This window comes from Amycolatopsis kentuckyensis (genome assembly GCF_041679295.1).
Classification (GTDB): domain Bacteria; phylum Actinomycetota; class Actinomycetes; order Mycobacteriales; family Pseudonocardiaceae; genus Amycolatopsis; species Amycolatopsis kentuckyensis_A.
Genome location: NZ_JBGDMD010000015.1, coordinates 171,949 through 183,002, shown reverse-complemented (window position 1 = coordinate 183,002; position 11,054 = coordinate 171,949). Strand labels below are relative to the sequence as shown.

The following is an 11,054-nucleotide window of genomic DNA, read 5'->3' as shown; positions in this document are numbered from 1 at the left end:
GAGCTTGGTGAGGACCGCGGTGCGGGCGCGCTGGCCGGACTCGATGGCCGCGCGCATGCCGGCGCCGCCGGCGCCGACGATCACCACGTCGTACTTGTGGAACTGCATGGTGGGAGGTCTCCGGGGTCAGTTCGCGGGCATGTTCGGGTCGAAGGTGAAGATCACCATCGTGCCGACGGCCAGGATCAGCACCATCGAGACGTAGAGCAGGATCTTCAGCCAGAACCGCGTGCTGTCCTTGCGCGCGTAGTCGTCGATGATGGTGCGCAGGCCGTTGCCGCCGTGGATCTCGGCGAGCCAGAGCATGGCCAGGTCCCAGAACTGCCAGAACGGCGAGGCCCAGCGGCCGGCGACGAAGCCCCAGTTGATCCGGTGCACGCCGCCGTCGAGGATGTTCATGATCAGCAGGTGGCCGAGCACCAGGATGATCAGCGCGAGGCCGGAGATCCGCATGAACAGCCAGCTGTAGAGCTCGAAGTTGCTGCGGCGGGCGGCGGGGCGCTTGGGCGTGCGGGGGTTCGCGAGCGCGAGGTCGGCCATGTCAGTTACCCCCGAAGAGCGTCTCGGCGGTGCGCTTCAGCATGAAGAACGCACCGGGGACCATCACGACGACCCAGACCACGCCGATGACCCACAGCATCGCCTTCTGCAGCTTCGGGCCCTTCGACCAGAAGTCGACCAGCATGACGCGGATGCCGTTCAGCGCGTGGAAGAGGACCGCGCCGACCAGGCCGACCTCCAGGAGGTTCACGATCGGCGTCTTGTAGGTCTCGATGACCTGGTCGTACGTGTTCGGCGACACGCGCACCAGCGCGGTGTCGAGCACGTGCACGAACAGGAAGAAGAATGTGAGCACGCCGGTGATGCGGTGCAGCACCCAGGACCACATGCCGGGGTCACCCCGGTAGAAGGTCCCTTGCCGGCGTGAGGCACCCGCCCGATCGCTCGCGCCTGCCGCAGTGGCAGTGCTCGCCGTGGTGGACATCGGTGAACGGCCTCCAACGTCTGACTGTGCGCCCGGTGGCCGTGAGGTCCGCTGTCGCCGCGGGAACGGCGGCTGTGCCGAGATCAACGTCATCGAGCCTGGATGAATCGGATGCTAGACCCGCACCCGGCACCCGGCTCACCTCCGGGTTCCTGTCTGTGATGGACCAGACACCGGTACCGGCGCACCGCCACCCGGTGGTGTGGCGCAGCGCACTCGGCGGCGCCGCGGTCCCGATCACCGGAAACTGCTGAGGTCGGACCTCTGAGAAATCTGATATCTGATGCGCTACGCCAAAAGGCTGGCGAAGTCCGTTAATCATTGACCGGCCGGAGCACTGTTCTTACTGTCGCTCGCACATACATCGGACCTTTCACGATGGGGTGACGTTCTGGTGAGACGACTCGGCCTGGTGATCGCCGTCGCGGCGCTGCTGCCCGTGGTGGCGGTCACTCCCGCGCAAGCGCTGCCGGACGGACTGGCGCTGACTCCACCGATGGGCTTCAACAACTGGAACACGACCGGCTGCGCCGTCGACGAGCAGCTCATCCGCGACACCGCCGACCTCTTCGTCGACAAAGGACTGAAGGCCGCCGGTTACCAGTACGTGAATGTCGACGACTGCTGGGCCGAGCCGGCGCGGGACGCCGACGGCCGGATGCAGGCGAACAAGGCGCGCTTCCCCAGCGGGATCAAGGCGCTCGCCGACTACGTCCACTCGAAGGGCCTGAAGTTCGGCATCTACACCAGCGCGGGCACGCTGACCTGCGCGAAGACCCAGCCGGGCGCGCTGGACCACGAAGACGTCGACGCGCAGACGTTCGCGGACTGGGGCGTCGACTACCTCAAGTACGACAACTGCAACAACCAGGGCCGGCCGGCGCTCGAGCGCTACACGAAGATGCGCGACGCGCTGAAGAAGACCGGCCGCCCGATCGTGTACTCGCTCTGCGAGTGGGGCGAGAACAAGCCGTGGAACTGGGGCGCGGACGTCGGGCACCTGTGGCGGACCACCGGCGACATCAAGGACAACTGGGCGAAGGTCGTCCAGATCCTCAAGGCGAACGCGCCGCTCGCGCCATACGCCGGGCCGGGCCACTGGAACGATCCCGACATGCTCGAGGTCGGCAACGGCGGGATGACGACCGACGAATACAAGTCGCACTTCTCGCTGTGGGCGATGATGGCCGCGCCGCTGCTCATCGGCGCCGACCTGCGCAAGGTGTCGCCGGAGAACTTCGACGTCCTGCGCAACACCGAGGTCATCGCGCTCGACCAGGACCGGCGCGGGGTCCAGGCGCGCGTGCTGTCCAACCAGGACGGTCACTGGGTCTTCGCCAAGCCCCTCGCGAACGGTGACGTCGCGGTCGCCCTCTTCAACGAGACGACGTCGAGTGCCGCGATCGGCACCACCGCGGCCGCCGTGGGTCTCCCGAAGGCCGCCGGCTACACCGCCCGCGACCTCTGGGCGCACCGCGACCTGCAGACCGCCAGCCGGCTCTCCGCGGTGGTCCCGCCGCACTCGACGGTCGTCTACCGGGTCCACGCGGGTGGCGCGTGGCTGCGTGCCGAACCCCTGGTGAGCACCGGCCTCGAGCTGGCCGCGCCCGTCTCCGGCGTGCCGGGGGAGATCACGCCGGCCGGGAAACCCTTCGAGGTGACGGTGTCCGCGACCGACGAGGCCCGCGTCCCGGTGTTCGACCCGCGCGTCACGCTCACCGCGCCCGCCGGCTGGCGGGTCGAGCAGCTGGCCCGGCCCCGGGAGTTCGTGCTGGGCACCGGGGACACCGCGGCCGGGCGCTGGCGCGTGACCCCGCCGGCCGGCACCGAAGGCACGGCGGCGGTCCTGCGCGGCGGCGTCACGTACCGGGCGCTCGGCTTCGGGCAGCGCAGCTGGGCCGGTTCCCAGCAGCTGACCGTCCCGTCGGCGCCGCCGACGGCCCCGGCCTGGGCGAGCGACCTGCGCTGGGCGGCGGAGAAGAACGGCTACGGCCCGGTCGAGCGAGACATGTCCAACGGCAGCATCCCGGCGGGCGACGGCAAGCCGCTGACGATCAACGGCGTCGGCTACCCGAAGGGGCTCGGGGCGCACGCGCCCAGCGAAGTCGTCTTCTACCTGGGCGGCCGCTGCACGGCGTTCAGCGCCGACGTCGGGGTGGACGACGAACGCGAGGCGACGAACAAGCAGGGCTCGACGACGCTCGAGGTCTACGCCGATGGCGCGAAGGCGGCGTCGACCGGCGTCCGGACCTGGCAGGACCCGGCGCTGCCCGTGGCGGCCGACCTGCACGGGGCTCAGTACCTGCGGCTCGTCGTCACCGACGGCGGCGACGGCAACTCCTACGACCGCGCCGACTGGGCCGCCGCACGGCTCACTTGCGCCTGAACGGACGTCATCTCACAGAGTGACCGGGCTGGCCCAACCTTCGGCCGGCCCGGCACACTGAGTGACACAAAGCGGCAATAAAGCCTGCCCAGAGCGCGGCCACCCGCCGAAAGTAGCGCCGAACGGGGTCGATGATCACGTTCGGTGTCCAGTTCGTCGCGCGCAAGACTGCTGAGTAAACGTTTGTGTTACGTAGCGTGCCTTTCCTATGGCGCATTCCTGTCCGGCGGGTACGGTCTGGCGGTCGACCCGGCAGTGGGCCGGGTCGTGCCCTGATCGTCCGCTGGATCAGCGGGGAGGGAGAAACACGTTGCGTCGCATGCGTGGAACCGCGCTGGCCGCCGCGGCCATGGCCGGGGTGCTCGTCCTGGCCGGGTGCGCCAAGGACTCCGGCGGTGGTAACAGCTCGAACAACACCGCGGCCTCGTCGGGCACCGGCTCGGACTGCGTCACCGCGCAGAAGCCGCCCGCGGCGCCCGCCGCGTCGAGCAGCACCGCCGCCGCCGGTGGCAAGGTCGACGGCAGCCAGCTGAAGATCGGCCTGGCCTTCGACGTCGGCGGCCGGGGTGACGCGTCGTTCAACGACGCCGCCGCCGCGGGCACCGACAAGGCGAAGAGCGAGCTCGGCGTCACGACGGTCAACGAGAGCACCGCCAGCGCCAGCGAAGCCGAGTCGGCCAAGCAGCAGCGCCTCGACCAGATGGCCTCCTCGGGCCTGAACCCGATCGTCGCGGTCGGGTTCGCCTACGCGGACTCGGTCAAGGCCGTCGCCGCCAAGTACCCGAACACCAAGTTCGCGATCGTCGACGACGACTCGATCACGCTGCCGAACGTGACGCCGCTGGTGTTCGCCGAGGAGCAGGGCTCGTTCCTGGCCGGCGTCGCCGCCGCGTACAAGAGCAAGAGCTGCCACATCGGCTTCGTCGGCGGTGTCAACACCCCGCTGATCCAGAAGTTCGAGGCCGGCTTCCTACAGGGCGCGAAGACGGTTTCGTCCAAGATCAAGATCGAGGACGAGTACCTCACCCCGGCCGGTGACTTCTCCGGGTTCCAGGACCCGCCGAAGGGCAACGCGAAGGCCGCGGCCGAGATCGCCAAGGGCGCGGACGTGATCTACCACGCCGCCGGCGCCTCGGGCAAGGGCGTGTTCGACGCGGCGAAGGCGGGCAACGCGCTGGCCATCGGCGTCGACTCCGACCAGTACAACCAGAAGACCGTCGCCGCCGACAAGGACGTCATCATCACGTCCATGCTCAAGCGCGTCGACGTCGCGGTGTTCGACTACATCCAGGCCGTCGCCAAGGGTGACCTGAGCGTCCTGCCGAAGCGGTTCGACCTCAAGGTCGACGGCGTCGGCTACGCCACCTCCGGCGGCAAGGTCGACGACATCAAGGACGTCCTCGACGGGTACAAGGCCCAGATCATCTCGGGCGCGATCACCGTTTCGGACAAGCCGCAGAAGTAACTCATTGCGCGTCGGGGCTCGGAGGGAATTTCCCTCCGGGCCCCTCACGCGTTCCAGAGATATGGAATCCTCCCGCCCATGAGCACTGCCGAGGCCCCGGCCGAGGCCGTCCCCGACCGGGGCGCGCCCGCCGTCCAGCTGACCGGGATCACCAAACGGTTCCCGGGTGTGGTGGCCAACTCCGACGTCAACCTCACCGTCGCCGCCGGCGAGGTGCACGCCATCTGTGGCGAGAACGGCGCCGGCAAGTCCACCCTGATGAAGATCCTCTACGGCATGCAGCCGCCGGACGAGGGCACGATCGCGATCAACGGCGAAGAGGTGAAGCTGCGCAACCCGCAGGACGCCATCCGCGCCGGGATCGGCATGGTGCACCAGCACTTCATGCTGGCCGACAACCTCACGGTCGGCGAGAACGTGTTCCTCGGCGCCGAGGCCCTGCACGGCATCGGCCGGGCCGCCCGCGCGCGGCTGGCCGAGCTCGCCGAGCGGACCGGCCTGCACGCCAAGCCGGAGACGCTGCTGGAGGAGCTCGGCGTCGCCGACCGCCAGCGCGTCGAGATCGTCAAGGTGCTCTACCGCGGGGCGAAGATCATCATCCTGGACGAGCCGACCGCGGTCCTCGTGCCGCAGGAGGTCGACGCGCTCTTCGCGACCGTCCGGGAGATGAAGGCCGACGGCTACACGTTCCTCTTCATCTCGCACAAGCTCGACGAGGTGCGCGCGATCGCCGACACCGTCACGGTGATCCGGCGCGGCACCACCGTCGGCACCGCGGACCCGAAGACCATCACCTCGCGCCAGCTCGCGGAGATGATGGTCGGCTCGGAGCTGCCCAGCCCGGAGACCCGCGAGTCCACGGTCACCGACCGGGACGTGCTGCGGCTGACCGGGCTGACGCTCGGCGCCGAGGGCTCCGACCGCAACGCGCTCGACGACGTCTCCTTCACCGTGCACGCGGGCGAGGTGCTCGGCGTCGCCGGTGTCGAGGGCAACGGCCAGACCGAGCTCGTCGAGACGATCATGGGCATGCGCAAGCCCTCCGGCGGCACCATCGAGCTGGTCGACGCCGAAGGCAAGGCGCGCGACATCACCAAGGCGGGCACGCTGGCGCGGCGCGAGGCCGGCATCGGCTACATCGCCGAGGACCGCACCCGGCACAGCCTGCTGCTCACGCAACCGTTGTGGGTCAACCGGATGCTCGGGTACCAGACCCGCGAACCGGTCTCCAAAGGACAGTTGCTCGACATCGCGGGCGCCCGCGCGGACACCGAACGGATCGTGCGCGACTACGACGTCCGCACGCCCGGCATCGACGTCCCGGCCGCGGCGCTCTCGGGCGGCAACCAGCAGAAGCTGATCGTCGGGCGCGAGCTGTCGGGCGAACCGGTGCTGCTCATCGCGTCGCACCCGACGCGCGGGGTCGACGTCGGCGCGCAGGCGCTGATCTGGGAGAACATCCGCCAGGCCCGGGCCGCCGGCCTCGCCGTGCTGCTCATCTCCGCCGACCTCGACGAGCTGATCGGCCTGTCGGACACGATCCGCGTCATGCTGCGCGGGCGGCTCGTCACCGAGGCCGATCCCGCGACCGTGACGCCGCAGGAACTGGGCTCGGCGATGACCGGCGCCGGGGAGGGTGAAGAAGAGTGACTTCCTGGCGCACCAAACTGCTGCCACCGCTGCTGGCGATCGTCTTCGCCGTGCTGCTGTCGGCGATCGCGCTGATCATCTCCGGTGCCGACCCGCTGCAGGCGTACGGCACGATGATCGGCCAGATGTTCAAGGGCTCGACCGCGGTCGACACCGTGAACCTCGCGACCGTGTACTACCTGTCCGGGCTCGCGGTCGCCATCGGCTTCCAGATGAACCTCTTCAACATCGGGGTCGAGGGCCAATACCGCTTCGCCGCCGTCGTCGCCGCCATCGCGGGCGGCGCGATGAAGCTGCCGCCGGTCATCCACGTGCTCGCGATCCTGGTGGTCGCGGTCGTGGCGGGCATGGCCTACGCGGCGGTCCCGGCGATCCTCAAGGTGACCCGCGGGGTCAGCGAGGTCATCTCGACGATCATGCTCAACGCGATCGTCGCCGGGATCATCGCGTTCCTCATCAACGCCGACCAGTTCGGCGTGCAGCGGGGCAACAACATCGGCACCCGCGTGATCGAGCCGTCGGGCCGGATCCCCGGCATCCCGCTCGGCTCCGGCACGTTGTTCGGGTTCGTCTTCATCGCCGCCATCGTCGGCGGGGCCTACTGGTTCATGCTCAACCGCACGCGGTTCGGCTTCGAGCTGAAGGCGTCCGGCGAATCCACCACGGCCGCGGCCGCCGGTGGCGTCAACGCCAAGAAGATGACGCTCATCGCGATGCTGCTCTCCGGTGGCGTGGCCGGCCTGGTCGCCATGCCGGAGCTGCTCGGCCGCGACTACAGCTACGGCATCACCGCGACCCAGATGTACGGCTTCACCGGCATCGCGGTCGCGCTGCTGGGCCGCAACCACCCCGGCGGCATCGCGCTCGGCGCGCTGCTGTGGGCGTTCCTCGACACCTCCGCGGTGTCGCTGGAGCAGATCAACGTGTCCAAGGAGATCGCGACGATCATGCAGGGCATCATCGTGCTTTCGGTCGTCGTGGCGTACGAGGTCGTGCGCCGGGCCGACCTCGCGGCCGAACAACGGAGGGTGGGCCGCGCGCTCGCCGGCCGCAAGGGTTCCTCGGTCGCCGAAGGGGGTGCGGTGTGATCACCGACGTCGCTCCCGAATCCGGCTCGACGATGCCGGTGCAGCGCCGGCGCCGGGGCCGGGTCCCCGGCTGGCTGCGCGGGGTCATCTGGGCCGTGATCGCCATCGCCGTCATCTCGACGGCGTCGTACTCCACCGGCGTCTCCGCGCTGACGTCGTCCAACACCGCCCAGACCGCGTTGCGCCTGGCGCTGCCGATCCTGCTCTGCGCGCTCGGCGGCCTCTGGGCCGAACGCGCGGGCGTGGTCAACATCGGGCTCGAGGGCATGATGATCCTCGGGACCTGGGGCGCCGCTTGGGGTTCCTACTACGGCGGTGTGTGGTCGGGCCTGCTGGCCGCGCTCGCGTTCGGCGCGCTGGGCGGGCTGCTGCACGCGGTCGCGACGGTGACGTTCAACGTCAACCACATCGTCTCCGGTGTCGCGATCAACCTGCTGGGCCTCGGCGTCACGAAGTACCTGGCGAACCTGATCTTCGCGCCGATCTCCGGCAACCCGCGGCAGTCGCCGGTGGTGCCGAAGTTCGACACCTACTCGGCGACGTTCCTCTCGGACTGGCTGGGCGACCTGGAGAAGGAGCAGCGCGTCGGGATCTCCGACGTCGCCGGCATCCTGCGCGGGCTGGTCACCGAGGTGGCGCCGCTGACGATGATCGCGATCATCCTCGTCCCGGTGAGCTTCTGGGTGCTGTGGCGGACCCGGTTCGGCCTGCGGCTGCGGTCGTGCGGCGAGAACCCGGTCGCGGCGGAGTCCCTGGGCGTCAACGTGTACCTGCACAAGTACGTCGCCGTCGTGATCTCCGGCGCGTTCGCCGGGATGGGTGGCGCGTCCCTGGTGCTGCTGCGCGGCGGCGCGGACTACCTGGAGAACCAGACGAACGGCCGCGGGTACATCGGTCTCGCGGCGATGATCTTCGGCAACTGGCGGCCGGGCGGCCTGCTCGGCGGCGCGGCGCTGTTCGGCTACGCGGACGGCCTGCAGCTGGCCGGCGGCGGCGAAGCGGTGCTCGCGCTGCTGTACGGCGCGGTGATCCTGGTCGCGGTGATCGTCGTCGTGCAGCTGTTCCGGCGGCAGTGGATCGCGGCCGGGCTCGGCGTCGTCGGCGCGGGCGTGCTGTACGCGATCTACTGGGCGAACGACACGCTGCCGTCCGACCTGATCCCGTACACCGCGCACTTCGTGACGCTGATCGTGCTGGCGGTGGCTTCGCAGCGGCTGCGGCCGCCGAAGGCCGACGGGCAGCCGTACCGGCGGGGTGAGGACTAGTGTCTGCTGTGGACTGGGACGCGCTGCGTTCCCAGGCGATCGAGGCCGCTTCCCATGCGTACGCGCCCTATTCGGGCCTGCACGTCGGGGTCGCCGGGATCGTCGACGACGGCCGGGTCGTGACCGGGTGCAACGTCGAAAACGCTTCCTACGGGCTCGGGCTGTGCGCGGAGTGCACGATGGCCGGCCAGCTGCGGCTGTCGGGCGGCGGCCGCCTGGTCGCCGTCGCGTGCCGCAGCGGTGCCGGTGACCTGCTGATGCCGTGCGGGCGCTGCCGGCAGATCCTGTTCGAGCTGGGCGGGTCTTCGTGCCTGGTGGACACGCCCAGCGGGATCCTGCCGATGTCCGACGTCCTGCCGGACGCCTTCGGCCCGGACGACCTGCCGTGACGGGGTTCGCCGCGGTCGACGTCATCCGCGTGAAACGGGACGGTGGCACGCTTTCCGACGAGCAGATCGACTGGGTCGTCGACGCCTACACCCGCGGTGAGGTCGCCGAGGAACAGATGTCGGCGCTGGCGATGGCGATCTTCTTGCGGGGCATGGACTCCGCCGAAATCTCGCGGTGGACGCACGCGATGATCGCGTCGGGGGAGCGGCTGTCTTTGGACGTCTCCCGGCCGACGGTCGACAAGCACTCGACGGGTGGGGTCGGCGACAAGATCACGCTGCCGCTGGCGCCGCTGGTGGCGGCGTGCGGGGCGGCGGTACCGCAGCTGTCCGGACGCGGGCTCGGCCACACCGGCGGGACGCTCGACAAGCTGGAGTCGATCCCCGGCTGGCGCGCCTCACTGTCCACTTCTGAAATCCAGGCGCAGCTGGAGGACGTCGGCGCGGTGGTCTGCGCGGCGACGTCCGGGCTCGCGCCGGCGGACAAGAAGCTGTACGCGCTGCGGGACGTCACGTCCACTGTGGAATCGATCCCGCTGATCGCCAGCTCGATCATGAGCAAGAAGATCGCCGAAGGGGCGTCCGGGCTGGTCCTGGACGTGAAGTTCGGGTCGGGCGCGTTCATGAAGTCCCTCGACCAGGCGCGTGAGCTGGCGTCGACGCTGACGTCGATCGGCCGCGACCACGGCGTCCCGACGACGGCGTTGCTGACCGACATGAACGTCCCGCTGGGCCGGGCGGTCGGCAACGCGGTGGAGGTCGCGGAGTCGGTTTCGGTGCTCCAGGGCGGCGGGCCGGCGGACGTCGTCGAGCTGACCCTCGCGCTGGCGCGGGAGATGCTGGCCCTCGCCGGGATTTCGGCGGACCCGGCGGCGGTGCTGGCTTCGGGCGAGGCGTACGAGACGTGGTGCCGGATGATCTCCGCCCAAGGCGGCGACCCTTCGGCGCCGCTGCCGACACCGTCCCACGTCCACACGGTCGTTGCCCCGGCTTCGGGCGTGCTGGCGTCGCTGGACGCGTACGCGGTGGGCGTCGCGGCTTGGCGGCTGGGTGCGGGCCGGGCGCGGAAGGAAGACCCGGTCCAGGCCGCGGCGGGCGTGCTGTGCCTGGCCAAGCCGGGCGACGCCGTCTCGGCGGGCGAGCCGCTGCTGGAGCTGCACACGGACACTCCGGACGCGGTCCCGTCGGCGCTGGCGGCGCTCGAAGGCGGGTTCTCGATCGCCGCCGAGGCACCCGAGCCGGGACCGATCGTCCGGGAGACCGTGCGCGGCTAGGACACCTGCGTGGTGGCGGCGACCGGCGTCGCGCCGCCACCGCAGGAGAACCACATCCCGGACGGGGCGAACTGGACGTAGCCCGTCGTCGCGAAGGTGACCGGGCCGGCGGCGGGCAGCGTGACCTGCGCGGTGCCGCCGGTCATCCGGAACGGCGCGCCGGCGTCGATCGCGGGGTTGGTCAGGCCGGTGGCGTCGACGTGGCCCGACGCCGCCCCGCCGAGGTCGAGCCCGACCCGGCCGGTGTACTTCCCGGCGGGCTCGGCGGACCCCCACGGCGTCACGAAGGTGACGTCGGCGTGCACGGTGACGGACTGCCCCGCGGCGGCGGTCGCGGGCGCGGTCACGGTGATCTCGAAGGTCTTGATCCCGGCGGGGCCGCCGAAGGTGCCGCAACCCCAGGTGACGGTGATCGTGCCGGCTTCGGCGACGCCGGGGCCGAGCAGCCCCAGCCCGGCGGCGGCCACGACGGCGACGGTCTTCTTGAGCTTCATCCCGGTTCCCCCTCTTGATCGGTCCTCCGAGGGTGGCGCGGGTGGCGGGCGGCGAACG

Annotated in this window: 11 protein-coding genes; 7 read left to right on the top strand and 4 right to left on the bottom strand. The window is 70.3% G+C overall.

What is annotated here, in order from left to right; translation table 11 throughout:
- The 3 genes from ACERZO_RS45145 to sdhC all read right to left on the bottom strand — a co-directional run.
- On the bottom strand, positions 1-108 hold a 108-nt coding region (locus ACERZO_RS45145), incomplete at its 3' end, for an FAD-binding protein (protein WP_372662967.1).
- Positions 109-126: 18 nt separating this feature from the next.
- On the bottom strand, positions 127-540 hold the full coding sequence (locus tag ACERZO_RS45140) for a succinate dehydrogenase hydrophobic membrane anchor subunit (protein WP_372672138.1): 414 nt from the start codon (positions 538-540) through the stop codon (positions 127-129).
- Between the two features lies 1 nt (position 541).
- A complete protein-coding gene (sdhC, locus tag ACERZO_RS45135; RefSeq protein WP_372672137.1) occupies positions 542-985 on the bottom strand; it encodes a succinate dehydrogenase, cytochrome b556 subunit in 444 nt (147 codons plus the stop codon).
- Between the two features lie 394 nt (positions 986-1,379).
- Here sdhC and ACERZO_RS45130 point away from each other — a divergent pair, with 394 nt between their 5' ends.
- From ACERZO_RS45130 to ACERZO_RS45100, 7 genes are all read left to right on the top strand, one after another.
- Positions 1,380-3,371, top strand: a complete 1,992-nt coding sequence (locus ACERZO_RS45130) for an NPCBM/NEW2 domain-containing protein (protein ID WP_372672136.1) — start codon at positions 1,380-1,382, stop codon at positions 3,369-3,371.
- Positions 3,372-3,690: 319 nt separating this feature from the next.
- Positions 3,691-4,836, top strand: a complete 1,146-nt coding sequence (locus ACERZO_RS45125) for a BMP family lipoprotein (protein ID WP_372672135.1) — start codon at positions 3,691-3,693, stop codon at positions 4,834-4,836.
- Positions 4,837-4,914: 78 nt separating this feature from the next.
- Complete coding sequence (locus tag ACERZO_RS45120; RefSeq protein WP_372672134.1) at positions 4,915-6,486, top strand: ABC transporter ATP-binding protein; 1,572 nt, start codon at positions 4,915-4,917, stop codon at positions 6,484-6,486.
- On the top strand, positions 6,483-7,574 hold the full coding sequence (locus ACERZO_RS45115) for an ABC transporter permease (RefSeq protein WP_372672133.1): 1,092 nt from the start codon (positions 6,483-6,485) through the stop codon (positions 7,572-7,574). The genes ACERZO_RS45120 and ACERZO_RS45115 overlap by 4 nt, the downstream gene beginning before the upstream one ends.
- A 32-nt stretch (positions 7,575-7,606) precedes the next feature.
- Positions 7,607-8,839 (top strand): ABC transporter permease, encoded by a 1,233-nt coding sequence (locus ACERZO_RS45110; RefSeq protein ID WP_372672152.1) that lies wholly within the window; start codon positions 7,607-7,609, stop codon positions 8,837-8,839.
- Positions 8,839-9,228, top strand: coding sequence for a cytidine deaminase (locus ACERZO_RS45105; RefSeq protein ID WP_372672132.1), 390 nt, complete (start codon positions 8,839-8,841; stop codon positions 9,226-9,228). The genes ACERZO_RS45110 and ACERZO_RS45105 overlap by 1 nt, the downstream gene beginning before the upstream one ends.
- On the top strand, positions 9,225-10,502 hold the full coding sequence (locus tag ACERZO_RS45100) for a thymidine phosphorylase (protein WP_372672131.1): 1,278 nt from the start codon (positions 9,225-9,227) through the stop codon (positions 10,500-10,502). The genes ACERZO_RS45105 and ACERZO_RS45100 overlap by 4 nt, the downstream gene beginning before the upstream one ends.
- On the opposite strand, the gene ACERZO_RS45095 is transcribed toward ACERZO_RS45100, so the two are convergent.
- Complete coding sequence (locus ACERZO_RS45095; RefSeq protein ID WP_372672130.1) at positions 10,499-10,996, bottom strand: hypothetical protein; 498 nt, start codon at positions 10,994-10,996, stop codon at positions 10,499-10,501. The two genes, ACERZO_RS45100 and ACERZO_RS45095, sit on opposite strands and share 4 nt — an antisense overlap.
- Positions 10,997-11,054 lie beyond the last annotated feature (58 nt).